Consider the following 25,354-nt stretch of genomic DNA (forward strand, 5'->3'; position numbering starts at 1 on the left):
ACCGGAGGGCGATAACTCCTGTCCCCGAAGCGGTGCGGTCATCGGATCGGCGCCTCCGGGTCGTCGGCGCTCGAGATCGTCACCGTCTCGCCCATTCCCGTCGGGGCGGGGTTCTCGTACTCGCTCCAGTCCGTATCCATCTCCTCGTCGGTCAGCAGACAGTCGTCGAGCCGGGATTCGAGTGCGTCCCAGTCGACGCCGCGGCCGATGAGCGCCAGCCGGATCTCGCGGTCGCCGTGTTCCTCGTCCCACGCGAGATCGGGCTGGCCCTGTCGGTACGTTTCCTGCCGTTCTTCGGAGAAGCTGGCGATCCAGCGGCCGGTCACCTCGAGCGTGGTCTCGGCGCCAGCGGTGCTCGTCGTGATCGCCTGTTTCTCGCGGCCGGCGATCCACGTGAGCCCCTTCGCGCGAACCAGTCCGTCGGGGAGCGACCGCAGGAGTTCGGCGAACCGCTCGGGGTGGAACGGCCGACGTCGGTGGTAGCCCTCGACCTCGATCCCGTACCGTTCTGGGTGGTGGGCGTGGTCGTGAGCGTCTTCGTCACCGTGGTCGTCGTGACCGTGCTCGTCCGCCTCCGCGTCGGCCTCGATCTGGCGCTTCCAGCCCGCCGAATCCCGGACCGTCTCGAGCTCGAAGCGTTCGCTGCCGAGCAACGTTTCGGGCTCGAGATCGCCGTACTCGGTCGTCACGATCTCGGCACGCGGCTGGAGGGTCTCGAGCAGGGCGACGACCCGCTCGCGTTCCTCGTCGTCGACGAGGTCGCACTTGTTCACCACGAGCAGGTCACAGAACTCCACCTGCTCGAGGACCAGATCCGCGAGAGGGCGTGTCCCCTCCTCGTCGGCTCCCTGCTGGACCGGTACCTGATCGCCGTCGGCGAAGCGGTCGTGGAACCGCCTGGCGTCGACGACGGTGACGACGGCCTCGAGATCGTAGGGTCCGCCCGCGGGACCGCGAACGAACTGTCGGGCGATCGGTTCGGGCTCGCCGACGCCCGACGCCTCGACGACGAGGTGGTCGAACTCGTGTTCCTTCCAGAGCCGGATCACGGCTCGGGAGAGCTCACCACCGAGGCTACAGCAGATGCAGCCGTTCTCGAGGGCGACGACTTCGTCGCCGGTTTCGAGATCGGTGCGCGCTTCCACGAGATCGGCGTCGACGTTGACCTCGCCGACGTCGTTGACCAGGACGGCGATCTCGCTGTCCGCGGTCTCGAGCAGCCTCGAGAGCAGCGTCGTCTTCCCGGCGCCGAGCTCGCCACAGAGGATGGTAACCGGAACGGCCATTACTCGTTCGCGAGCGCGAGTTCACGTCGTTCTTCCGGTTCGAACGGATCGGCGTACGTCGACCAGTCGTCGTCCATCTCCGAATCGGTGAGCACGCAGTCGTCGAGTCGCTCGATCAGCGCGTCCTCGTCGAACTCGCGACCGATGAACACGAGGCGGGTCATGCGGTCGCCCCACTCCTCGTCCCAGTCCTCCTCGAGGCCGGGTCGGGCTGCGAAGTACTGTTCGCGTTCGGCCTCGGGGAGGGTCGCGAGCCACTGTCCCGACGGACCCGCGCGAACGGAGCTGCCGGCCTTGTCGACACCCATCGCGACGCCCTCTCGGCCGGCGCTCCAGAAAAAGCCCTTCGCGCGGATCAGCTCGTCGGGCAGCTCCGAGAGCAGCTGTGCGATCCGTTCGGGGTGGAACGGTCGATCGCGCTCGTAGACGAAGGAGGTGACGCCGTGTTCCTCCTGGGGGTCGTGGTGGTGGTCGTGCTGGAGTTCGTGTTTCCAGCCCGCCGAGTTCGAGGCGTCCTGAAAGTCGAACCGCTCGGTGCCGAGAATCTCGTCGGGGTCGACGTTTCCGAACTCGGTACGGACGATCTTCGCGCGCGGCTGGAGCCGCTCGAGGACGGCCTCGATCTCCTCGAGCGCGTCGTCAGGGACGAGATCGCACTTGTTCAACAGGAGGACGTCGCAGAACTCGATCTGATCGAGAAGCACGGTCTCCGGAACCCGACCCGACTCGCCGGTGGGGACCTCCGCCGCCAGCGCCTCCCCGGAGTCGAACGACTCCCAGAAGCTGTGGGCGTTCGCGACCGTCACCATCGTATCGAGTTCGTACGTGTCGGTCGGATCGAACGCCGCCTCCTCGAACCCCATGGCGAACGTCTGGGCAACCGGGATCGGCTCCGAGATTCCCGAGGACTCGACCAGCAGGTAGTCGAACTCCCGTCGGTCCGCGAGCCGCCCGACCTCGTCGAGCATGTCGCCCCGGAGCCGACAGCAGATACAGCCGTTGGACATCTCGATGATCTCCTCCTCGCCGCCCAGATCCGACTGCTGGGTGACGTGCTCGGCGTCGACGTTGACGTCGCCCATATCGTTGACGACGACGGCGACCTCGAGGCCGTGGTCCGCGGTTAGCACGCGGTTGAGTACGGTCGTCTTGCCGGCCCCGAGGCTGCCGCCCAGCACGGTCACCGGGATGCGTTCGTTGCTCATAGACAGTTGTGAATACAGGACGTGGTCTTGTTAATGTTAGTTATTATATCTTGTCCCGAAACTGAATAACAAATCCTATTAATTCACTCCCGAGCTTTATCATATGGCAGTCGTCAGCCTCTCGATGCCCAGGGAACTGCTCGAGCGACTCGACGCCCGCGTGTCGGCCCACGAGTACACGGTCGAAGCGAGGTCGTCAGGGAGAGCACGCGGTCGTTACTCGAGGCGTTCGAAGACGACCGATTCGAGGAGGGACCCCTCGCGGGAACCGTCGCCGTGCGCTACGACTTCGGAACCCAGCGTGTCGAGCGCCGTGTCGCAGAGCTTCGTCACGAGTTCGACGACGCGATCGCGGCCAACGATCACAGCCACGTCGCCGACTGCTGTCTCGATCCGTTCGTACTCGAGACCGAGATCGACGCGATCCCCTCCTTCGTCGAGAAGATACGGGCGATCGAGGGCGTCGAACACGTCGACTACTCGCTCGTTCCGCTGGACGGACACGATCGGTCGACCGACGGATGAGGACGGACCGGGAGGAGCACGGCTTCGGCGAACGCGAGCGGTCAACGTGGCTCGGTCGCCGACCGAGAGGTGTTTCGGCTCCGGTTTCTTTCCCCGCCGGCGCGTGGGTTCATGTAGGAAACCGAGGAATCGAACCTATGTCAACGTCCACTCCCCCATCCGCCGACGCCGATCCGGAGCTTCCCGGCCCTTCCTCCGCGATCGGGACCTACAATACGCAGGACGACGAGACCGTCATCTACGACGAGAACCGCTCCGAGGCGTGGATCAGTTCGACGTACGCCCTCTCGCTCGGCGAGGTCGAGTGACGATCCGGACCTCGGATACCGGCTTCGGCGGTAGAGTTGCATCTCCGAGCCTCGCTCGATACCTGACGTATCGGACGGACTCAGAGCCGTACTTCGTCCATCGCAAACGTGACCATCCCGCCCTCGACGTAGTACGTACAGCTTCGACAGTACCCCTCGAGGAGGAGCCGAGCGCTCAGCTCGTCGTCGTAGCGAACCTTGAGTCGACTCTCGAGTCGTTCCCGACAGCGAGGGCAGCGTCCCCCGAGGTTCCTCGAGCCCGTCGGCGGCTCGCTCGCGTCTCCGGTTCGGCCCCGGGAGAGCGACGGGTCCGCCGCGTCGGTCGCGGATCGACGGGATCGAGCCGACGTACCGGGGTCCGCCTCCCCGACTTGACGGCTCTCGGTTCCGGCTCGACCGTCAGCGCTCACACTGACCCTCCTCCCGAGATCGGAATCGATGGGAACGGGAGTCGGCACTCGAGCCGTCCGGTCGGCACTGCGTCTCGGCCGTACCCTCGTCCACCCCAGTGATCGTGTCGTCGAGTCGGATCATCTACTCCTTCTACTCGCTCCGGCCGCTTTAGCCCCCCACCGACGCCGTTCGATCGGCCGAACCGACGGATGTCGGTCGTAGTCGATCGGAGCCGTTCCAGTACGGTATCGTCTCCGCCACCGCATCACTCGTCGAGCGTCACCCGCTTGGTCTCGGTCGTGGTCTGCTCGAAGTAGTCGGTAACCGTGATCGTGACCTCGTGCTCCCGGCCCGCACCGTCGTCGGCCCCGGTGAGGCGGTGGTCTCCGGCGTCTTCATCCCCCCTGGCCATCGAACTCGCATCGTCGAGCACCTCGTCGTCGTCCGCGAGGCGCAACTCCAGCTCGAGATCCCAGAGCTCGCCGCCCTCGTCCGAGACGGTCCACTCGACGTCCGCGGCGGGCGTCCCGAGGAAGTCCGTCGCCTCGACCTCGAAGGAATCGATCGAGGGCGCCGGGGACCGCTCGTCGAGCGTGACTTCCTCGCTCGCGTCGGCCGCGTTGTCCTCGTGATCGGTCGCCCTGATCGTGATCTCGTACTCCTCGCCGGCCCCCTCGATCCGATCGGCGTTTCTGAGCGTGTGCGTTCCGCTCTCCTCGCCGCCCTCGAGCTCCGAGGTCGCGCTGTGGAGCACCTCCTCGTCGTCGGCGTACCGGAGCTCGGAGGTGATCTCCGCCAGGTCACTGTCCCGGTCGGTGACCGTCCACTGGACCGACGCGCCGACGGAATTTTGCGAGCTGTTGTCCGACACCTCGAACGCCTCGAGTTCGGGGACGCCGGGCTCGGGATCCGTCTCGACGGAGACGGCGTCGCCCGTCGCGGTCTCGTCGCCGTCCGTCACGACCGCCCGAACCTCGTAGGCGGTCTCGGGCTCGAGTCCCGATAGCTCCTCCTCGAACTCGCCGATACCGGCCCGTTCGGTCCCCTCGGTGTCCGTCCAGGAGTCGTCGTCGGCCGCCCGCCACTGGAACCCCGCCTCGACGGCGTCGGCGTCCGCGACCCCCTCGAGGGAGCCGACGCAGTGCAGCGAGCCGTGGTCGAGGGGGGTCGCGTCGTCGGTTTCGACCGCCAGCGAGTCGGCGCCGGTGGTAAACGCCGTGGTCTCTCCGGCTTCGTTCCCGGAGCCCGACTCGACGACCGCCCGGAACTCGTAGGCGGTCTCGGGCTCGAGCCCGTCGGCGGTCGCCTCGAACGTCTCGTCCTCGACGACGGTCTGCGAATCGGTCTCCGACCAGCCGTCCCCGTCCGCCGGTCGCCACTCGAAGAACCCGTCGGCGGTCCCGTCGTCCTCGAGCGACCGGACCGCGCCGGTGAGCGTTGCCCTCGACGCCCGTACCGCCGTCGCCCCCTCCGTGGCGACGGCCTCGATCGCCTCGGCCGCGCTCTCGGCGTCGACCAGTCCGTACCCCTGTTCGGTCTCGTCGACGCCCAGGTCCTCGGCGGTCTCCCGGAGGATTCCGCGGACGCCGCCCGGATCGTCCGGGTCCGTCGTATCCTCGGCGTGGGGAACGCCGGCGTCGAGCAGCCGCGCCGCGAGCCCCGCGACGTGCGGGACGGCCATCGACGTTCCATCCATCGTCTCGTAGTCGTCGCCCGGGGCCGTCGACACGACGTCGACGCCGGGGGCGACCAGTTCGAGGCCCTCTCCGCGGGCGGAAAACTCCGCGACCTCGTCCCGCGAATCGGTCGCCCCGACGGCGATGCAGGCGTCGTACGCGGCGGGGTAGTCGACGGTGCCCTCGTCGGGCCCGGCGTTGCCGGCGGCCGCGAAGACGAGGGTCCCGTTCTCGTAGGCGTAGGCGATGGCGTCCTCGAGGATCGGTCCCGGTTCGGGGCCGCCAAGGCTCAGCGTGAGGACCTCGAGCCCCTCGTCGGCACACCACTCGATGGCCGCGGCGATCTCGGAGTCGCGCCCGCCGCCGTCCCCGTCGAGTACCTTGACGGCGCACAGTTCGGCGTCGGGCGTGACCCCGACGACGCCGACGTCGTTGTCCGCGGCCGCCGCCGTTCCGGCGATGTGAGTGCCGTGGGTGCCGTTGTCCTCCCAGTCGTCGTCGCAACCGTCCTCGCAGTCGACGAACGAGGCGCCGTCGTCGACCTCGAGGCTCTCGTGATCCGGGTCGATCCCGGTGTCCAGAACGGCGATGGTCGCCTCGCGGCTCGAGTCGGTTTTCGCCGGCAGCGAGTCGACGCCGAGCCGTTCGATCCCCCAGGGGACGACCTGGTCGTCGCCCGGATCGGGCTCGAGTGCGGTACTCGCTGGCCCGCTCGAGACGGCGGCAGGACCGATCGCACGTCGACGGTGGTCGGGAACGACGTACCGCACGTCGCTTCGCGTCTCGTACTTAGCGGCCACGTTGTCGGTACACGTACAGACCGTCGCGCCCCCGACCGAACCGAACGAGAGCATTCGGTGGACCGCGACGGCGTCGCTCGAGATCGATCTGGTCGAGGCGTCCGGCGACGTTCCGACGACGTACCGGCGGCAGTCGTTGTCGGAGTCGTCTCCCGCGGCCGCTCCGATACCGGAGCCGGCGACGGGGGTGCTTGCCATCGTTCTGAGGACGTCTCGACGCGAAAAGTTGGTGGGAATCATCGTTCACTGTGGAGTGGAGTGGAAACGGAGCCGGTCCGGAGACGCCTCGGGACCGCGGCGATACAGACGGCCGCGGTCGGGACCGTGCCGCTCGAGGCCGTCGACCCCGACGCGAGCGCGGCGAGGCGGGACATGGACGCCGGAGGCGACCGCCACTCGGCGGTCGCGAGGCCGACGCGTCGCTTGGTTCGATAGTCTCATGGACGCTGGTCTCCGTCGATCGCTCCCGGCGATCGAACCGTCGGTCGATCCGACGGGCCCGCTCGCACGGAGCGATCGTCGTCGTTTCTTCGCCATCCGACCCGATTCGTCGCTACTCGGTGCATTTGGAGCGACCCACAAAGCGGTGGTAGCTGTTTGGATAGCCCCTGCTCGAGGGCGGGGCTATCCGTATCGGTCCCGGGCTCGAGCAACCGGGGGTTATCGAGCGGAAACACTCCGTTTCGATCAGGTGGCGCCGTGAGGTGGCGGTTGTCGGTCGCACTCGAGCGGGGTGAGTGGAGGCGTATCGAGGGGTACTCTGATCGTAGACGGGGGAGTGAAGCGTCCTCCGTTTCGTCAGAGTCGGGTTCCGCTGGACGGTGACTCCGAGCGGATCACGTGTCGCGGAGAGACTGACGCGCAACCGATCGAGCGGTGGATAGTTCGATCTCGTCGAATACGTCGTCGGCCTCGAGCGTCTCGAGAACGGCATCGACCGGTTCGGTGAACGCGAACACGAGATGAACCCCGCTTTTGAAGCCGTCGCTCGTTCGCTCGCTCTCGAGAACGCCGTACGTTCCCGCTTTGTTGATGTGGCTGTTGACAGTTTCCTGCGTGTAAACGTCCCGGTCGGTGCGTTGGCAGATCTCTCGGTACAGCGTATAGACCGCCGGACTCGGTGCCGTCCCGTCGCTTACGTCTGCGACGACGGCCGCGGCGTACAGCGAGAGTTTCTTCTGGAGGGACATTCCGCCGACGATCTCCAGCACGCGGTTTTTGACGACCGAGTCGTTGGCCGCGTGCACGTGTTGCTCCGTGACGACCGTCTCTCCGTTCCTGTTCGCGATCTCTCCCGCGTCGCGAAGCAGGTCGATCGCTCGTCGCGCATCGCCCTCGTTTTTCGCTCCGTACGCAGCGACGAGTTCGATAACGCCCTCTTCGAGGGCGTCGTCTTTGAACGCATCACGTCGGCGGTTGAGAATCTCGATTAACTCGTTTGCATCGTAGTCGGAGAAGTGGATACCGGTCGGGTTGTACGAGCTGTCGGTCCGACTATCCAGGTTCTCGCGGAATTTGGGATGGTTCGTAATAACGACCGTCGAGACGAGCGTATCGACGTGTTGCTCGGCCATAACTCGGCTCAGACTGTACAGCAACCGGGAGTACGCAGGTTCGTCGTCGCCGGCGTGACCGGTGAGGGTATCGATCTCGTCGAGGACGAACACGAGCGCGTCGAAGTGTCGATCGACGATCTCGTACAATCGGACGTACTTCGCGTCGGTAGAGACGCCTTTTCGAGGAATGTCCCACGCGATTCCGGCTTTTTTGGCGGTTTGGTGGCCGAGCTTCCAGACGGCGCGGTCCAGCGAGTGTGACTCCATCGTTTTGAAGTTGACTGCGACGAAGTCGAACTCGATACTGTTCTGGACGGCGCGGTCTTTGACTTTCTCGGCGACCGCTTTCACAGTGAGGCTCTTTCCGGTGCCGCTCGGACCGTAAAGCAGGAGATCCGGGGGACGTTCACCGTCGAGCGTGTCACGAAACGCGCGGGCCTCGGCCGCAAGTTGTTCGTCTCGACCGTAGATTCGATTATGATCGACGATCGTATTCGAGTCGACGAGCTGTTTGTTCTCGAAAACCGTCTTCTGCTCCCCATCCAGGATGTCGTCGACGATAGAGGGCTCGGAAGCGGGATCTGATCCATCATCGTTCCCGTCGCACGTCTCTGATGGATTGTGATTCACGGCTCGTGATGCACACTGGTTCGTAATACCTATTTCGAAATGAAGGGGCCGTGGTCGAATTGAAACGGGCGTCTCCGAAATGAGGACACCGATTTCGAAATGACCTGGACTCGGACCGGTATCGAAGTGAGGGGGTCATCATCGAGATGAGAACACCATAATCGAAATGAAAAGTCGGTATCGCACCTCCGTCGAAATGAGGGGACCAGCATCGAAATGAAATACGTGGACTGACCCACACACACCGTTGTCGAAATGAAATAGGGGAATGGAAGGGGAGGAAGTCGTTCCGTCGCCGCTCGAGGGTACGATGTCTGACCGTAACCAGTCGAGCGAGACACCAGTATCGGAATGATTTCCGAACGGAGACACACAGCGGCGAGGTATTCCGCTCCACCACCGGTGAACCGCTGCATCTGTATTTAGTCGGGAGATTTCATTTCGACAACGGTGTGTGAGGGAAATCCCTCTAGACCTTCCAAAGTGGATTTCATTTCGACAGTGGTGTGTGAGAGAATCTGCTTTAGACGGTAGCTGATCTTTCCATTATACACACGCATACACACATACACACACATACACACATATTATATTATATATACATCTATCCTATCTATCTATATTGTTTCATCAGTAGAACTACTGACGTAGTTCACGAGTGAACACGAGATCGGTTAGGGCTCGTGCTGGTTCTCCTGTCTGCGTTGGCTATTTTACAGCGGTGACAGCGCGAAATCCCACAGCTTCAGTCGTGGGAGAAAGTCACTCGCGGGTAGCTGACGACGAGTCGTCGCTCCGGACCGGCTTCTCGACCTCGAGGATCTCCAGTTCGAAGTCGGGAAACGGCTCCTCGGTCCGCAGCGACCAGCTCCCGCGGACGTCGACGCCGTTCCGACATGCCTCGGAGACGAGTCGCTGGGCCGACGCGGCGAACGCCGAGCGCGAGCGCACCACCGCCTCGTTTCGGACCAGGGCCGAGAGCGAGTCCACGGAACAGAGGAAGACGACGCCGGGTACGGCCTCCGAGAGCGGAACCGCCTCCTCGAGACGGAGCGCCCTTCCGTTGAGATCCGATAGCTGGTCGACGGCGTCGACGGGAACCGGGAACTCGTCCGAGCCGCCCGATTTGACGGCTCGTCGCTCGGCGAACTCCCGGATCGCGTCGGCGATCACGGTCGGAAGTTCGTCCGCTCCCGCGGACGGGTTCGCGTCGGTGTGGCGGTCTGTCGTCATCGTCGGGCTCTACTCGGTAGTAGCGCCGCGGGCGGGAAAGCGGGATAACTGAATGAGTAGCCACCAGCCTGCGGCGCCATCGACCAGTAGTACGGCACGTACGTCGGTAGCGCGTCGGCGACGGTAGCTGCCGTCGCGACTGTCGAGTGTTCCCGTCCGGCTCGACCCACGCAGGTCCGACGGGGCCGACAACTGATCCCGGGCGTCGAACGACAGCGGTCGGGCTAGCCACGTCGGTCCAGCCGTTCAACGATCGAAGGCCCTCCTTTCTCGAGCCTGCCCGTGAAATCCACGTCTAGTACAGACTCCGTTCCGACGGAGTTCGGACGGTTCCGGCTCGAGCCAGCGTCCGCGGATCGTCGTTCGCTCGCGGGGAACGGCGGTCCCGTTCTCGCGAAACGGCCGATCGCGCCGAGAGTCCTCGAGCGAGGAGCGTCCGCGCCACGAAAGAAACAATGGTACCGCACACGAGCCCGCAGTCGACTCGCCCCGTTCGGTTGCTCTACGTCGATCCGGACCGCGAGACGGCCGCCACGACGGCGAGCGCGCTCGAGGCGAGCGGGCCGATAGACGTGACGATGGCGACGGGGGCGGGCGACGCGCTCGAGCGGCTCACCGACGGCGGGTTCGACTGTCTCGTGACCGACGCCGACCTCCCCGGACGGGACGGCGTCGACCTGCTCGAGGCCGTCCGCGAGCGTCAGTCCGACCTCCCCGTCGTCTTGCTCGTCTGCACGGCGGACGACGCGACCGTCGACCGGGCGCGGGCGGCGGGCGCGACCGACGTCCTGCGAAAGGAGGACGCGACGCGGGGACGATGGCTCGCGTCGCGTATCGCGTCGCTGGTCGACGAGCGGGACCTTGGAATCGCACCCGGTGACGACGCGAGCGAAGGGTCCCTTCCGGCGGCGGGCGGGAGCTGTCTGTTCGACGACCGACTTCGCGTGATCGAGGTCAGCGAGCTGTTTGCGAACCTGTACGGCTACGAGCCGGACGCGCTGCTCGGCGAACCCTGGACCGTCCTGTTTCCGGCCGATCGGGGCCCGCAGACGGCCGAAACCGTCCGCGCGACGATCGATCGCCGGGGGTCGACGATCGACGACGCGCTCGGCGTACGGACGGACGGATGCGCGATCCCCGTACAGCGGTCGGTGACGGCGACCGACTCGGAAACGTACCTGTGTAGTGTGCTGGATCTCAGCGGAACCGACAGGGGGAGCGTCCCGATCGAACGGGACGCGCGCCGACAGCGCGCGCTCGCGGCGCTCTCGAGGGAACTCCGCGAGGAGTCCGATTCGGACGCGTTCTTCGAGAGCGTCGCGGCCGCGGTCGCGGACGCGGTCGGCGCCGACTGCTGTGGGCTGTTCGAGTCGCGCCCGGACGCGGTCGTCCTCCGGGCTGGCGCGGGCTGGCGGGACGGTATCGGCCGACTCGTCGGTCGGTCAACGACCCCATCTCATCCGAACCGAAAGGCTCGATCCGGCGACTCCGTGACGTTCCTCGATCGGGAAGCCGACGACCGCTCCGCGCTGTCCTCGCTGTTGCGCGAGCACGGGATCGAGGACGGTTTCGAGGCTCCCGTTGGAACCACCACCGATCGACCGTGGGGGTTCCTCGGGGTCTACACGGCGGTGCGCCGGGACTTCTCGGCAGCCGAAATCGCGTTCGTCCGGGGCGTAACGTCGCTGTTCGGCGCCCGCCTCGAGCGCGACCGGGCGGACGCGGCGTGGACGACCGTCGTCGCGCTCCGGACCGAGGTTCGTCGCGGCGAGTCGCCCCGCGACGTCACCCGCCGAACCGTCGACGCGCTCGTCGGGATTCCCGGCGCCTCGGCCGTGACGGGCTACCTGTACGACGAGCGCGGGGACGCGCTCGAGCGCTCCGCTCGAGCCGGAACGTTAGCCGAGACCGACGGGTGGCCGGCGTCGACGCTCGAGGGAGAAACGGCCTGGCGAGCGTTCGTCGACCGCGAGCGGACGCTCGTCCGCGAGGTCGCACCGGAGCCCGACGAGGTGGTCTCGGAGCCGGGACTCGCTCGCGGCGTCGTCCTCCCGCTCGGGGAACACGGGGTCCTCGTCGCGGCGGTCGACGGCGTCGACGAGCTTCTCGAGCCGCTCGCAACCGCCACCTCGATCGCACGGGCGGCGCTGGAACGGCACGGGGGCGAGCGGTTGCTGGCGGCTCGCGAGGAGACGATCAACGCTCAGGCGAAACGCCTCGAGCGGCTCGGGGCGAGCGCCGCCCTCGGGCGCCGGATCGACGGGGCGATCGCCACCGCTGCCTCGAGAGCGGAGCTCGAAGCGGCAGCGTGCGATCGACTGGTCAACCACGAGCGGATTGCGTTCGCCTGGATCGGCGCGTACGACATCGTCGGCGAGACGATCGAACCCCGGGCGTGGGCCGGCGCCGAGCGAAGCTACCTCAACACCGTCTCGATCGACACGACCGCTCCGCCGGACGAACAGGAGCCGACTGGTGCCGCAGTTCGGACGGGGAAGCCGCAGTGCCGCGAGCGGCTCCTGGCCGGCGACCGTCCGGAACGCTGGCGACGCGAGGCAGCCAGACGGGGCTACCGGTCGGCTCTGAGCGTGCCGATCGGCTACGCGGAGCTTCGGTACGGCGGGCTGACGGTTTATGCCGACCGTCACGACGCGTTCGGCGACGAGGAGCGACGCGCGCTCGAGGCGATCGGCGAGCGGCTCGGCCACGCGATTCACGCCCTCGAAGTCACCCGTTCGTTACTGGAGACGACCGACGTCGTCGAGCTGGAGTTCCAACTGCGGGACGCCGATCTCGCCTTCGTTCGGTGGGCTTCCGAGGCGGACGCCCGGGTCGAACTCGAGAGCGTCGTCACCCGGAGCGACGGCTCGATCCGTGGGCTGTTCACGGTCGAGGGGACGTCGGCCGAGCGCGTCCTCGAACTCGCGGGCCGGGCACCGGAAGTAACCGAGACGTCGTTCGTCACCGAGCGCAACGATACGCGACTGTTCGCGTGTCTGTTTACCCGGGACAGCGTCGTCTCTCGACTGCTCGAGTACGGCGCCGTCGTCCGGTCACTGGAGAGCGCTCCGGACGGCGCGACGGTCGTCGCCGAGCTGCCGGGCGATGCCGACGTCCGACGGGTCGTCGACGCGGTTTCGGCGTCGTTTCCCGGCGCGAAGCTCGTCCGTCGTCGCCACGAGGATCGCCGCTCACGGACGCGGTTCGAGTTCCTGGCGGAGGTCGAGCGCCGGCTCACGGACAGACAGTACGAGGTGTTGCGAACCGCGTACGCCAGCGGCTACTACGAGACGCCCCGCGAGAGCAGCGGCGCGGAAGTCGCCGCGCTGCTGGACATCGCCCAGCCGACGTTCAACCACCACCTCCACGCCGCACAGCGGAAGCTCCTGACGGTGCTGTTCGCCGACGACTGACCGGCGCTCCGAGCGGTCACGGATGCCGACGACGGGTAGAGGGCGACGACCGACAACGGATGGGAACGCCGACCGACAACAGTACCGAAGGGCGTCGGTTGGGGAACGTCCGACTACATAGGCCGCCCGTTCTTTGCCATTCGGGGCGTTCGAATACTCGGTGATCGGACGAGCGGGCACTCCCGACCGCCCCGTTCCGAGCCACCGACCGAGGCGGCTCGGCGGTCAGTCGACCAACCGATCGAACGCGAAAGGAGAGACCGATGACATCACACATCAAACTGTACGGATCGAAGAGCGACCGATTCGAGGAGATCAAACACCGAATGGAAGAACAGCTCGGCTACGAGCCATCGAACCCGGAGGTCGTCGGGCTAATGATGGCAACGTACGAGTCCGACGGCACGGACGGACTGCAGGTGAACAGGCACAGTCCCCGGATGTAGCGAGCAGGTTTTTCGGTCGCGGTTCGATCGAGGAGTTCCGGCTAGCGGAGCCGCCAGAACTCCTTTTCACCCTCCCACTCCGGCGGCTCGAGCAGCCAGTAGAGCTCCTCCCGGTCGCGCTCGAGGTGGTAGGCCATCGACCCGTCGTACTGCTCGCCGTCGGCGAGGGTGACCGTCTCGTCGAAGCGCTCGAGCGACGACAGCGCGTCGGGCTCCGACGGATAGCTCCGGCCGGTTTCGTCCTTCAGTCGCGTCCGATCGCCGAGTTCGAACTCCCGATCCCCATCGGTGTCGTTCGTCACGGTGACGCCGACGACGACGTACTCGTGGTCCGCCTCGGGTTCGAAGAACGGGCCGAGATCGTTCCCGGACCCCAGTCGATCGACGCTGATTTCGAGCCCGTCGCGTTCGATCCCGGTCCCGAACTCGGAGGTCGGCACCCGAAGCTCCTGCTCGAGGGTCACGACCTCGTCGGCCTCGGCTTCGAGGTCGACGACGACGCCGTCGGCTCCGAACACCTCCGGAGTCTCGGCGCCGACCGCCAGCGACGAGACCGCCCGGCCGCGCGGGAGTTCGTAGGCGAACTCGCCGCGTTCGACCTCGCCGGGCGCCAGCGAGCCGTCCGCGAGTGCGGTCTCGCTCACCGACCGAGCCTGCGGGTACGTGCGTTCTCGGGCGTCCTCGAGCACCGGCTCGAACGCGTCGCCCGTGGAGACGAGCTCGTCGCCCGCGTTCTTGAGGGCGAACTCAACGACGAGGAACTCCTCGTCCGCGCTCGCCTGTCGTCGGTCGTCGTCGTCCAGGAGCGGTCGATCCGCCTCGTCCACGACGAGTCCGTCGAAGGAGCGCCGACGGCTGACGTCGCTGACGACGAACTCCAGGTCCTCGCCCTCGACGAGTTCGCCGACCGCGGCCGTCCGCTCGCCCGTTTCGTCGTCACTGTCCCCGTCGTCATCGTCGTTCGTGTCATCACTGTCGTCACTCGCGTCGTCGGCTTCCGAGCCGTCGCGTTCGTCCGTCCCTGGCGTCGAGTCGGTCGTCCGACTCGAGTCGTCGCTTCCGTCGGCATCCGAACCCGTCTCCGTGCGGGTCCCCGTACAGCCCGCGAACGCGAGGAGGCTTCCTCCGGCGAGGCCGACGAACGTCCGTCGTTTCATTGGCCGTACGGACGGCTGCGAGGAGCCTATAGGGTCGGTGAAAGATGGGGTCGAATCGGGGTTCGCCGACCCGAGACGGCGGCGGCGAACCTGCTCGCCGATCCGGGCGCTCGCTGGCGGTGTGGTCGGTCCGAAGAAAGGGGCAAACGGGTGGTCGGTTCGCGTCCGTTCCGGGACGGTGTCAGTTCGCCGCTGCAGCCACAAGCGCTCCGGTGGCCGTCGCGGGCATCATCGAGGAGTTGAGACTCGAGCCGAACGAGTCGCAGTCGTCCTCGGAGCCCGAGGAGGAACTCGATTCCTCGCTCGTCGATTGGGAGCTCTCCCGGTCGCTGTCGACGTCGCTGCTGCTTCTGGTCGTCTCGCTCTCGTCGCGGTCGGCGTCGCTCTCGCTCTCGTCGAGTTCGCTCTCGGAGTCGCTCGAGTCGTCGCTCTCGCTTTCGGTCCGGTCGCTGGCGCTCGAGTCGCTCTCGCTGTCCGAGCTGCTCTCGCTGTCCGAGCTGGAGCGTTCGCTCTCGTCGAGGCCGGTGTCGCTCTCGCTGTCGGTGTCGAGTTCGGACTCGGAGCTCTCGCTGCGGTCGCTCTCGCTCGTGTCGTTGTCGACGGTGTGGGTGCTGCCGTCGCGCTCAGTGGTGACACTCGAGCTACCGCGCTCGCTCTCGTCGGATTCGCTCGAGTCGCGCTCGGCGTCGCTGTCCGACGTCTCGAGTTCGCTCTCGGCGTTGTCGTTGTTCGTCTCGCTCACGCTGCGGTCGCTCTCGTCGCTGCTGGTCGAGGCGCTGTCGCGCTCGTTGTCGCTCTCGCTGGCGTCGCGCTCGCTCTCGTCCGACTCGCTCTCGGCGCCCTGATCGCTGGATTCGGTGACGTCGCGCTCGCTCTCGTCGCTCGAGCTGCTGTCGCGCTCGCTGTCGCTCTCGCGGTCGTCGAGTTCGCTTTCCTCGCGGTCGCTCTCGTCGCTCGCGACGTCGATCGAGTCGGTGTCACTGGAGCTGCTGTCGCTGGCGCTCTCCGTGCGGTCGCTCGAGCTGGATTCGGTCTCCTCGCTGTCGCTCTCGCTGTCGATGACGTCGAAGCTGTCGCGGTCGGCGTCGTTGCGCTCGACGAGGTCGCGCTCGTCGTGTTCGGCGTCGCTCTCGCTTTCCTCGCGGTCGCTCTCCTCGCTCTCGGTCAGCTCGGAGTCGCTCTCGTCGCTCTCGGAGTCGCTTTCCGTGGACTCGCTGTCGCTGGCGTCGCGCTCGCTCTCCTCGCGGTCGAGGGAGCTCGAGGCGGCGTCGCGCTCGGAGTCGCTCTCGTCGCTGGCGTCGCGCTCGCTCTCCTCGCGGTCGAGGCTGTCGTTGTCGACGTCGCGGTCGGAGCTGTCGCGCTCGCTCTCGCTCGAGTCGCGGTCGCTCGAGCTCGCGCTTTCGTCGCTGTCGCTCGCCGTGACCTCGGTCTCGTCGAGGCTGCTATCGTTGTTGGAGCTGTCGCGCTCGCTGTGCGTGCTGTCGCTCTCGCTCTCGCTGTCGGAAGCGTCGCTCGAGTCGCGCTCGCTGTCGCGGTCGTCCTGGACGTTCTCGACGTCGGTGTCGTCGATCTCGTTCTCGCTCGAGTCGCGGTCGCTCTCGTCGATCTCGCTGACGTCACGCTCGCTCGAGCTGTCGCGCTGTTCGTCGCGGTCGTTCAGCTCGGAGTCGGTCTCCTCGCTGTCGCTGTCGCTGTCGCTGTCGCTCGCGCTGTCGCTCGAGTCGCTCTCGCTGACCTCGCGGTCGCTCGAACTGTCGCTCGAGCTGTCGCGCTCGGAGACGTCTCGCGTACTATCGCTCTCGCTACTATCGCTACTGGAGCGATCGGACTCGCTCTCGCTGTCGCTCTCGCTCTCGTCCGATTCGTCGGCGGAGCTGCTCTCTTCGTCGTCGTGTTCGCTCGAATCACATCGGTCGGTGTCCTGTGCGCTGAGTGCGGCCGGGCTGGCGTCGCCGCCGAGGACGCCTCCCGCTCCGACTGCACCGGCTAACACGAGAAGACCGACGAGTGTGATAACAATGATTTTTCGACTCATCTGTGCGGTCTCTGTACCTAGCTGTCCATCCCGACTGATCGGCCGCTAGGCTACTCGAACATCCGCGCAACGGCTACAAAAACCGGCGACGAAGGGCGACGAAGGATCGGGCCGATCGACGCCGTATGGGTTCGCTCCGACACCGACGGAGCCGCCGACCCGGTGGCCGGAACGGCCGCAACGATCCGAGGTCCTCTCCGGTGACCCGTGGCGTTTCGCCGACGATCGACCCGATTCCGCGCCGTTGGCGGTGGGCGCCCACCCACGGCTCAAGACCGCGCTCCGCCTTCGGTTCGCTCGATGAACCGACGCGAGTTTCTCGGGACGACGGTAGCGCTCGGAGTAGCGGGGCTCTCGGGCGGCGCGCTCTCGACGGCGGCGAACCAGGACCAGGACCAGGACCAAGACCAGGATTCGGCCTCGGACGACGAAGCGGTCCTCGAGGTCACCGACCACGAACTCGTCGCCGCGGACGACGCGACCTACCTCGCGGCGACCGTCGAGAACGTCGGCGACGTCGCCGCGGGCTGGATCACCCTCGAGGTCGACTGGATCGACGCCCGCGACGAGCGCCTCGAGACCGACCTCGCCCACCTCGGTACCCTCGGTCCGGGGCAGAGTTGGCAGGCGCGCGCGTACTACAGCGGGGAAGAACCGGAGCTGATCGCGGACTACACCCTCGAGGGGCGGGCCGACCTCGAGCCGCTCCCCGTCCCGTCCGGCCTCGAGGTCCTCGAGAGCGACGTCGACCTCGAGGGCGAGGAGGTCGTCGTGACGGGCCGCTTCGGGAACGGAACCGGCGAGGAACAGCCGAACGTCGACGTGATCGCGCTGCTGTCCGACGACGACGGGGTCGTCCTGGGCGACGTCTGGACGAACGAGACGGACGTCCCGGACGGGGAGTCGCGCTCGTTCGAGGGCCGCTGGAACGGACGCGACCGGGCGGACGACGTCGCCGATCACGAGGTGATCGTGACGAGTTCGGCGTTCTGAGACGGAAACGTGAGTCCGAGAATCCGATCCGAACTCCGCTTCGACCGTGCCCCCTCTTCCACGGACGTTTCCGCGCGAACTGCGACGTAAACGCGGTTTGCTCGACCCTCTCGAGGATCAGTGCTACGTTCCACGCAGGAAGGCGATGGATCGCAACAGCGTATGACGATATGGCAGCCGAAAGGCGGCCTGTAGCGGTCAGGGGCAGTATGTAGCACGACACTGGAAGCGGAAAACAGCGTCAGCATGTTTTGCGAGATTTCGATAGAAATTGGCCGTTCGACGGTTCGAGAAACCTATTTGGTATTTAGTGGCATACAGCATTCGATGGAGTACTTTGTCACCGGTTCGACCGGATTGATCGGATCGCACGTAACGACGAAACTTCTCGCCGCCGGTCACGACGTGGTTGCGCTGACCCGTTCGCGGTCGAACGCGAATCATCTGCCCGAGACGGTCACGGTGGTCGAAGGTGACATCACCGACAAAGAGAGCATGCAGGATGCGATGGCCGGTGTGGACGGCGTGTTCCACATCGCTGCGTGGTTTTACGTCGGTCCGGGCCCTCGCAACGCCGAAAAAGCCGAGCGGATCAACGTGGAGGGGACCCGGAACGTTCTCGAGTTGATGGACGAACTGGACATTCCGAAGGGCGTATACACCAGCACGCTCGGCGTGTATCCGCTCCGGGGATTCGAGCATATCGACGAAACGGTTGAGCCGGCGTGCCCGAAATCGGCCGTGTACTATCGGACGAAGTGGGAGGCTCACTACGAAGTCGCCAACCCCCTGATCGACGATGGACTGCCACTCGTCATCGTTCAGCCGGGTATCGTCTACGGTCCGGGAGACAAGTCCTACGGATCGATTCGAGGAATGTTTCGGAGCTACCTTCAGGGCGATCTTCCGATGGTTCCACGTGGCCACTACGCACCGTGGGACCACGTCGGAGATATCGCCGACGGGCACCTTCGCGCGATGGAACGTGGGGCACCCGGAGAGACGTACATCATTTCGGGGAACCCCCGCGATGCCGTCGACGTGCTCGAGTGTGCCGAGGAGATAACGGGCGTTTCGGTCCCCCGAGTCGTCTCCCCGAAGGTATTCGCAGGGCTCGCCAGCGTAATGGAAATAGCGGAGCGGATCGTTACGCCTCCGGAAGGATTCGAAGCCGAGTCCCTCCGGTTTTTCACCGACGTACGGTGGCCGGTGGACAACAGCAAGGCGTCGGAGGAACTGGGAATTACACATCGGCCGCTCGAGGAAGGCCTTCGGGATTATCTGGAGTGGGAGCTGGCTCAGTTGAACACGCGGGGCGACGCGAAAGGCGAGCCCCGGGAAGTTGCTCCCTAGCAATGCCGACGTTCAGCAGGACGACAGAAAGGAAAAAGACCGCAAAAGAGGCGACGCTCAGAGCTTGGAGACGTCGACGTCGAACGTCCCGTCGTCGTTCTCCTCGATGGCGCCCTTCTCCCGCAGCTCGTCGTAGCTGTCGTCGGTCACGAGCAGGCGCTCGGAGACCGTCTCGCAGTCCTCGTCGGACTGCTGTTCGCGGGTCGTGTCCTCCGTTTCGCTCTGTGAGGTGCGCGTGTCGCTGTCGCGGTCGCTGTCGTTCCGGGTCGTCTCGCGCGTGTCGAGGTCGCTGTCGGCCTCGCTGAGGTCGCGCTCACTCTCCTCGGCGCTGTCGCGCTCGCTCTCGCTCAGATCGCGGTCGCTCGAGTCGTGGGCGCTGTCCCGGTCGCTCGCCTCGTCGCTCGCGGATTCGGACTGGTAGCGCTCGTCGGTGCCGGTGTCGCTCTCGTTGTCGGTTTCGCGTTCGGAGGCGCTCTCCTCGCTGACGTCGCGGTCGCTCTCCTCGAGTTCGTCGGTGGCGGTGCTGCCGTCGCGCTCGGCCTCGCTGCTCGAGCTGGCGCGCTCGCGCTCGTCGGACTCGCTGGCGTCGCGCTCGGCCTCGCTGTCCGCCGTCTCGAGGTCGCGCTCGGCGGAGTCGTTGTCGGTCTCGCTCACGCTGCGGTCGCTCTCGTCGCTGCCGGAAGCGGCGCGCTCACGCTCGGACTCGCCCTCGCTGGCGTCGCGCTCGCTCACGTCGCGGTCGCTCTCGGCGCCCTGGTCGCTGGACTCGCTGCGCTCGGCGTCCCGTTCGGTGCCTTCCTCGGCCTCCCGGTCGGACTCGGCCTCGCGTTGGTCGTTCGCGCGTTCGTCGCGCTCGCTCTCGTCGGACGTGCGCTCGGCACTGTCGCTGTCGTTCTCGCTGAGTTCCGACTCGGCCTCCTCGCGGTCGATTTCGTCGCGGACCGTGCGATCGCCGACGTCCTCGCTCTCGACGCTGTCGAAGCGCTCGCGGTCGCCGTCGTCGATCCGATCGCGCTCGTCGGTTTCGGCGCTGCTCTCGCTTTCATCGCGCTCCTGGGATTCGCTCTCGCTCGAGTCGCTCTCACTGGCGTCGGTGCCGGTGTCGCTCTCGGCCGATTGGGTCTCGGCGGCGTCACGCTCGCTCTCCGCGCGGTCCCTCGAGTCCGACGTCCGCTCGCCCTCGCTCTGGCTCGAGTCGCCCCGTTCGGACTCGCTCACCTCGAGGTCGGCGCGGTCGGCGTCGACCTCGCTCTCGCTGGCGTCGCGCTCGGACTCGGACGACTCGCTGTCGCTCGCACCCGCGCGCTCGTCGTGTTCGCTCCGGGTGGTCTCGTCCTCGTCGTACGTGCTGTCCCCGTCGCGGCTGTCGTGCTCGCTGTGGGTGCTGTCGCGCTCGCGCTCGCCCTCGCTGGCGTCGCTCGCGTCGCGCTCGTGCTCGCGATCGTCCCGCTCGTTCTCGACGTCGGTGTCGTCGACCGTCCGCTCGGAACGGTCACTGTCGCTCTCGTCGACAGTACTGGCGTCGCGCTCGCTCGAGCCCTCGCGCTGTTCGTCGCGGTCGTTCAGCTCGGAATCGATTCGTTCGTCCTCGCTTGCGCTGTCACTGGCGCTGGCGCGGTCGCTGCGCTCGCTCTCGGAGAGATCCCTGTCGCTGGCGCTGTCACTGGCGCTGTCGCGTTCGCTCAGGTCGCGCTCGCTATCGCTCTCGCTGTGATCGAGATTACCACGCTCCCGGTCGCTCTGGCTCTCACTCTCCCGTTCGTCGAGGTCCGTCTCGGTGGCGGTTTGCTCGTCCGTCTGTTCACTCACGTCGCATCGTTCGTCGTCCAGTGTGTAGACGACGACGTGGTCGTCGGGACCGACGACGCTGCCGGCGCCGATGGCGCCGGCGAGCACGATGAGCCCGATGGCCGTGAGTACGCTGAGTTCCTGAATCATGTTCCTGTTCGTCGCCTCGTCTGATAGGCTGCGCCGTCGAGCAGCTCACCACCATCTCCGCACGGCACGCTCAAGAACGGGCGGCGAAGCTTCGGGAAGAACGGCGGCGATCTGCGGTTCTTGACGCCGATCGGCGCCGTCGATACCGGATAACGGCCGCCCCGTTCCGAACGAACGTGACCGCTGTCGAAGAATCCGCCCGGATCTTCCTCTCCGGTTCATGTCGGTTCGAGGAGTGACCGTTCGTATCGAACGGCGATGACGAAACGATGCCCCTACTGCGGCGAGTCGGTTGCCGACGAGGAGTACGTCTCACACCTCGAGCGGGCCCACGACGGCGAGCTCGAGGGACTGGACCGCCGGCTCGTCGACGAACACGGTCGCACCGCGTCCAGAAACGTCAAGCCGTACGTCCTCGGCGTCGCCGTCGTCGTCCTGTTCGTCGTCGCGTACCTGGCGATCTTCCTGATGCCCGCGCCGGTCGAAACCGCGGCGGTCCAGCAACCCGACGCGGACAGCCCGACCCACCTTCACGGCGATATCCTCCTCGAGTACGACGGGACGGTCGTCGACTTCGACGATCCGCAGTACATCGAGCAGGACGGCTGCTTCCACTTCCACGACTACGACAACGCCGAGGTCTGGCACGTCCACTGCGAGGGCGTCACCCTCGAGTACGCCGTGGCGACGCTCGGGATGGAGCTCGCCGAGGACTCCCTCGTCGTCGAGGGCGAGGCGTACGACGAGGACGACGCCGGAACCGCCGTCTCGGCGACCGTAAACGGCGATCCCGTCGATCCGGAACGGTACGTCCTCGAGGACGGTGACGACGTTCGCATCGTCGCCGAAACGGATCGGGAGGGAGATTCGTGACGACAGCACCGACTCCTCACGAACGGAGAACGTCTCACAAGCGGAGAACGTCCACTGAAGTTACCCAGCAGCATCGGAGTGTACGGAAAATATGTCTATTGGTGTACAGTTATGCGCAATGGCGACCTTCTATAGACACATGACAACACACTTTCCCTCATCCGTCGACGATCCGCTGTTCAGGGACGTAGCGGAGACCGGTGCCGACGGGCTGGTCGTCCTCGATACCGACGGGACGATCGTCTTTACGAGTTCGCACGTACCCGACCTCCTCGGTTACGACGCCGAGGAACTCCTCGAAGGCCCGGTCGATCGTCTCCTTCCCGACGGCGACACGAACCCGCTCGAGCCCGTTCTCGATCGGGCGCCGGCGGCCGACGCCAACCGAACGCGCGACCGGATCGACTGCGAACTCGCCCACCGCACCGGGCGTTCGATCCCCGTAGAGTTGGCCGCGGCGACGGTCGACATCGACGGTGAGCGCTACCGCACGGTCGTCGTTCGGACGGACCCCGAACCGACCCCGAACCGGCGACCGAGCCGCGATCGTCCGCCGACGAGGATCGAGATCGACGGCCGCCGTTCGGACTCCGGACCCCAAGCGCGAACCGAACGCGACGTCGACGAGAACCGGCTCGAGGCGCTCTACGACGCGAGCCGGAAGCTCCACGCGGCCGAGACGAGAGGTGACGTCGGGCGGATCGCGGTCGAGCTCATTCAGACGGTACTCGGTCGATCCTACGCCGCGGTGTGGCGGTTCGACGCCGACGGCGAGGTGCTCGAGCCCCTGGCCGCCAGCAGATCGGTTCGCTCGTCGGCCGTCGACGACGGCGCCGCAGCAGACATCGCGCCGATCCCGACGGGGACGGTCGAGATGGAGGTCTTCCGCGAGGGAGACGCCAGACTCGTCGAGACGTACCACACCGTCGACCGGTCGGCACATCCCGAGATCGGGCTCGAGGAGCGACTCGTCGTGCCCCTCGGCGAGACCGGGCTCCTGACTGTCGGCTCGACCGACGGCGAGGCGATCGACGACTCGCTGCGAAACCTGATCGGAATCCTGGCGTCGACGATCAGGGCCGCGTTCGACCGCCTCGACGCCGAGGACGCGATCCGACACCGGTCGGCGGCGATGGAGTCGGCGATGGACGGGATGGCGATCTCGGACGAGTCCGGCGAGCTCCGGTACGTAAACCGCGCGCTCGCCGACCTGCACGGCTACGACGTGGACGAACTCGTCGGCTCGTCGTGGCAGATCCTCTTTCCGAGCGAAGAGGTCGATCGACTCGAGCGGGACGCCATTCCCGCCGTACTGGAGGCAGGCTACTGGCGCGGGGAGGCGGTGGGACGGCAGTCGGACGGCACTCGCTTCTACCAGGAACACTCCCTCACCGCGCTCGAGGACGGGATCGTCTGCGTCGTGCGCGACGTTACCGACCGGAAGTCCTGGGAGCAGCGACTCGAGGCGCTCAACGTCGTCGCCCGCGAGCTGATGTGCGCCGAGACCGCAGCGGACATCGCTCGAACCGGTGCCGAGGCCGTCGAGACCGTCCTCGAGTTCGAGACCGCCTGCGTTCGACTGTTCGAGCCGGAGACGAACCAACTCGAGTGCGTCGCGATGACCGACGGGGCCAGGGAGCTCCTGGAGATGCGAACCGCCTACGACCTCGAGGCGACGCTGGCCGGGCGCGCGTTCAGAAACCGGGAGCCGGTACGGAACGCAATCGTCGAGCAGGAACGGACCGATCCGGAGCTGTTCGAACACTCGAGCATCCACGTTCCGATCGGAGCCCACGGCGTTCTTACGGTGCTCGCACGGGAGGACGAGAGCCTCGACGGCAGCGACCTGCATCTCACGAAGATGCTGGCGATGGGCATCGGCGCGGCGCTGACCCGGGCCGAGCGGACCCAGCTCCTGCGCACCCAGGAGCGAGAGCTCCGCCAGCAGCGCGATCAGCTCGAGACGCTGAACCGGATCAACGCAGTCAACAACGACCTCGTCACCGGACTGGTGGCAGCGACGACCCGCGAGGAACTCGACCGAATGATCTGCGAGCAGCTGGTCGCGTCGGATCTCTACCGAAGCGCCTGGATCGGCCGCGTCGAGGGAGTCGACGATCGGATCGGATCGCCCGTCGCTGCCGGCGTCGAGGACGGCTACCTCGAGACCGTGACGAAAACCCGACTGGGTTCGATCGCCGGCGGCACCGTCGAGCGGGCGGTCGAAACCGGTGGCGTTCACGTCGTCCGGCAGTACCAGATCACGGAGAGCCACGAGGCCGACGACGAGCCCATCAAGGACGTCGAAGCAATCGCCGCGGTCCCGCTACTGTACGGCGAACAGACCGTCGGTGTGCTCGTCCTCAACAGCGTTCGCGACGACGTCTTCACCGAGGACGCCATCGCGGGGTTCGAGTCGCTCGGCAGGATCGTCGGCTTCGCCAAAAACGCCCTCAAGAGCCGGGAGCTGCTGCTGGCCGACTCCATCGTCGAACTCGAGTTCTCGCTTCGCGACCGGGCCGTCTTCTACGTCCGGCTCACGGCCGAGTACGACTGTCGCTGCGAGTTCCGGCGCGCGATCCCCCTCGAGAACGGCCGCGTGATGCTCTACCACCGGGTTTCGGGCGTGGAACCGGCGACCGTCCTCGAGGCCGCCGAGGCGGCCTCGGAGATCGAAAGCGCCCGCGCGGTCTCGGAGCGCCACGACGGGTTCGTCCTCCAGACCGTGACCGAGAACTCGATGATCCAGCTCGCCCTCGAGTCCGGGACCGCGGTCCGCTCGGCGGTCGCCGAGGGCGGCGAGGGAACGGTCGTCATCGAAGCCCCCCAGAGCGCCGACGTCCGCGACGTCGTCGCGACGTTCGACGGCGAGTTCGACGGCCTCGAGCTCGTCGCCAAACGCGAGCGCGAGCGCTCGGTGACGACCGCCGACACCTTCCGGGAATCCGTCGGCGACCAGCTGACCGACAAGCAACGCGCGGCCCTCGAGTCGGCGTACTTCGCCGGCTACTACGACTGGCCCCGGAAGATCACGGCCGAGGAGCTGGCCGACTCGATCGGGATCTCCTCCTCGACGCTCCACCAGCACCTCCGCCGCGGGAACTGGTGTCTGCTGTCGGCGTTTTTCGGCACCGGCGAGGACGACTCGGATGTGGAGGCGCCTCACTCGAGGTGAGCGATCGTCCGAGGACTCCTCACGAATTGAACCTCAAAACCCAGCACGACCGGAACGCTTTGCGTTCCAGTCAACCCAGACATCTCGAAGAAATGTGTCGGACGCCGAAGCCAGGACTCGAACGGGTGCGAGACGGTCGGCCTCACTCCGTTCGGCCGCATGCGACTCGCGTGCTCGAGTCCTGCTTGTATCGCGTTTGCGAAACCTGCATTCGCTCGGAGCTACTGCTCCTCGCGAGCGATTAGTTTCGCAAAAGCGCCGAAGCCAGGACTCGAACCTGGGACAACCTCGTTAACAGCGAGGTGCTCTACCATCTGAGCTACTTCGGCTCATCATCTGGTAATCGGGTAGGTTTGATA

General features: G+C 66.3%; 18 protein-coding genes and 1 tRNA gene. 9 read left to right on the forward strand and 10 right to left on the reverse strand.

Annotated elements, in window-relative coordinates; translation table 11 throughout:
- Positions 1-38 precede the first annotated feature (38 nt).
- Positions 39-1,286, reverse strand: coding sequence for a CobW family GTP-binding protein (locus ACFEMD_RS08195; RefSeq protein WP_394740553.1), 1,248 nt, complete (start codon positions 1,284-1,286; stop codon positions 39-41).
- Positions 1,286-2,491 (reverse strand): GTP-binding protein, encoded by a 1,206-nt coding sequence (locus ACFEMD_RS08200; RefSeq protein ID WP_394740554.1) that lies wholly within the window; start codon positions 2,489-2,491, stop codon positions 1,286-1,288. Before ACFEMD_RS08200 ends, ACFEMD_RS08195 begins: the two co-directional genes overlap by 1 nt.
- Positions 2,492-2,767: 276 nt before the next feature.
- Between ACFEMD_RS08200 and ACFEMD_RS08205 the strand changes: the two genes are divergently transcribed.
- Together ACFEMD_RS08205 and ACFEMD_RS08210 are read left to right on the forward strand one after the other, a co-directional pair.
- A complete protein-coding gene (locus ACFEMD_RS08205; RefSeq protein WP_394740555.1) occupies positions 2,768-3,016 on the forward strand; it encodes a CopG family ribbon-helix-helix protein in 249 nt (82 codons plus the stop codon).
- A gap of 137 nt (positions 3,017-3,153) precedes the next feature.
- The gene (locus ACFEMD_RS08210; RefSeq protein WP_160167142.1) at positions 3,154-3,324 is read left to right on the forward strand and encodes a DUF7331 family protein; all 171 of its coding nucleotides are present in this window, start codon (positions 3,154-3,156) and stop codon (positions 3,322-3,324) included.
- Positions 3,325-3,404: 80 nt separating this feature from the next.
- Here the strand turns inward: ACFEMD_RS08210 and ACFEMD_RS08215 are convergent, their stop codons facing one another.
- Together ACFEMD_RS08215 and ACFEMD_RS08220 are read right to left on the reverse strand one after the other, a co-directional pair.
- The gene (locus tag ACFEMD_RS08215) at positions 3,405-3,734 is read right to left on the reverse strand and encodes a hypothetical protein (protein ID WP_394740556.1); all 330 of its coding nucleotides are present in this window, start codon (positions 3,732-3,734) and stop codon (positions 3,405-3,407) included.
- A 248-nt stretch (positions 3,735-3,982) separates the two neighbouring features.
- Positions 3,983-6,391: a S8 family serine peptidase gene (locus ACFEMD_RS08220; RefSeq protein WP_394740557.1), complete on the reverse strand. Its 2,409-nt coding sequence runs from the start codon at positions 6,389-6,391 to the stop codon at positions 3,983-3,985.
- A 60-nt stretch (positions 6,392-6,451) separates the two neighbouring features.
- On the opposite strand from ACFEMD_RS08220, the gene ACFEMD_RS08225 reads away from it, so the two are divergent.
- A complete protein-coding gene (locus tag ACFEMD_RS08225) occupies positions 6,452-6,628 on the forward strand; it encodes a hypothetical protein (RefSeq protein ID WP_394740558.1) in 177 nt (58 codons plus the stop codon).
- 401 nt (positions 6,629-7,029) lie between these two features.
- Here the strand turns inward: ACFEMD_RS08225 and ACFEMD_RS08230 are convergent, their stop codons facing one another.
- Complete coding sequence (locus ACFEMD_RS08230; RefSeq protein ID WP_394740559.1) at positions 7,030-8,379, reverse strand: Cdc6/Cdc18 family protein; 1,350 nt, start codon at positions 8,377-8,379, stop codon at positions 7,030-7,032.
- A gap of 762 nt (positions 8,380-9,141) precedes the next feature.
- Positions 9,142-9,612, reverse strand: coding sequence for a hypothetical protein (locus tag ACFEMD_RS08235; protein WP_394740560.1), 471 nt, complete (start codon positions 9,610-9,612; stop codon positions 9,142-9,144).
- 455 nt (positions 9,613-10,067) lie between these two features.
- Here ACFEMD_RS08235 and ACFEMD_RS08240 point away from each other — a divergent pair, with 455 nt between their 5' ends.
- On the forward strand, positions 10,068-13,025 hold the full coding sequence (locus ACFEMD_RS08240) for a bacterio-opsin activator domain-containing protein (protein ID WP_394740561.1): 2,958 nt from the start codon (positions 10,068-10,070) through the stop codon (positions 13,023-13,025).
- Between the two features lie 263 nt (positions 13,026-13,288).
- Positions 13,289-13,471 (forward strand): hypothetical protein, encoded by a 183-nt coding sequence (locus tag ACFEMD_RS08245; RefSeq protein WP_005554448.1) that lies wholly within the window; start codon positions 13,289-13,291, stop codon positions 13,469-13,471.
- A gap of 41 nt (positions 13,472-13,512) precedes the next feature.
- On the opposite strand, the gene ACFEMD_RS08250 is transcribed toward ACFEMD_RS08245, so the two are convergent.
- Both ACFEMD_RS08250 and ACFEMD_RS08255 read right to left on the reverse strand, forming a co-directional pair.
- On the reverse strand, positions 13,513-14,628 hold the full coding sequence (locus ACFEMD_RS08250; RefSeq protein WP_394740562.1) for a DUF4352 domain-containing protein: 1,116 nt from the start codon (positions 14,626-14,628) through the stop codon (positions 13,513-13,515).
- 181 nt (positions 14,629-14,809) lie between these two features.
- Entirely contained in the window at positions 14,810-16,621 is a 1,812-nt protein-coding gene (locus ACFEMD_RS08255) for a hypothetical protein (RefSeq protein WP_394740563.1), read from the reverse strand.
- 342 nt (positions 16,622-16,963) lie between these two features.
- Between ACFEMD_RS08255 and ACFEMD_RS08260 the strand changes: the two genes are divergently transcribed.
- Complete coding sequence (locus tag ACFEMD_RS08260; protein WP_394740564.1) at positions 16,964-17,656, forward strand: FxLYD domain-containing protein; 693 nt, start codon at positions 16,964-16,966, stop codon at positions 17,654-17,656.
- Between the two features lie 246 nt (positions 17,657-17,902).
- Positions 17,903-19,009, forward strand: a complete 1,107-nt coding sequence (locus ACFEMD_RS08265) for an NAD-dependent epimerase/dehydratase family protein (protein WP_394740565.1) — start codon at positions 17,903-17,905, stop codon at positions 19,007-19,009.
- A gap of 57 nt (positions 19,010-19,066) precedes the next feature.
- Here ACFEMD_RS08265 and ACFEMD_RS08270 read toward each other — a convergent pair whose 3' ends face one another.
- Positions 19,067-20,947: a midas domain-containing protein gene (locus ACFEMD_RS08270; RefSeq protein WP_394740566.1), complete on the reverse strand. Its 1,881-nt coding sequence runs from the start codon at positions 20,945-20,947 to the stop codon at positions 19,067-19,069.
- Positions 20,948-21,205: 258 nt separating this feature from the next.
- Between ACFEMD_RS08270 and ACFEMD_RS08275 the strand changes: the two genes are divergently transcribed.
- Both ACFEMD_RS08275 and ACFEMD_RS08280 read left to right on the forward strand, forming a co-directional pair.
- Positions 21,206-21,820 carry a hypothetical protein gene (locus tag ACFEMD_RS08275; protein ID WP_394740567.1) on the forward strand — a complete coding sequence of 205 codons (615 nt, stop codon included), beginning with the start codon at positions 21,206-21,208 and terminating at the stop codon, positions 21,818-21,820.
- 139 nt (positions 21,821-21,959) lie between these two features.
- Entirely contained in the window at positions 21,960-24,995 is a 3,036-nt protein-coding gene (locus tag ACFEMD_RS08280; protein ID WP_394740568.1) for a bacterio-opsin activator domain-containing protein, read from the forward strand.
- A 256-nt stretch (positions 24,996-25,251) separates the two neighbouring features.
- Here ACFEMD_RS08280 and ACFEMD_RS08285 read toward each other — a convergent pair.
- Positions 25,252-25,324: transfer RNA gene (locus tag ACFEMD_RS08285), tRNA-Asn, on the reverse strand.
- Between the last annotated feature and the right edge of the window lie 30 nt (positions 25,325-25,354).

The sequence above is a fragment of the Natronococcus roseus genome (assembly GCF_043677095.1).
Lineage (GTDB): Archaea > Halobacteriota > Halobacteria > Halobacteriales > Natrialbaceae > Natronococcus > Natronococcus roseus.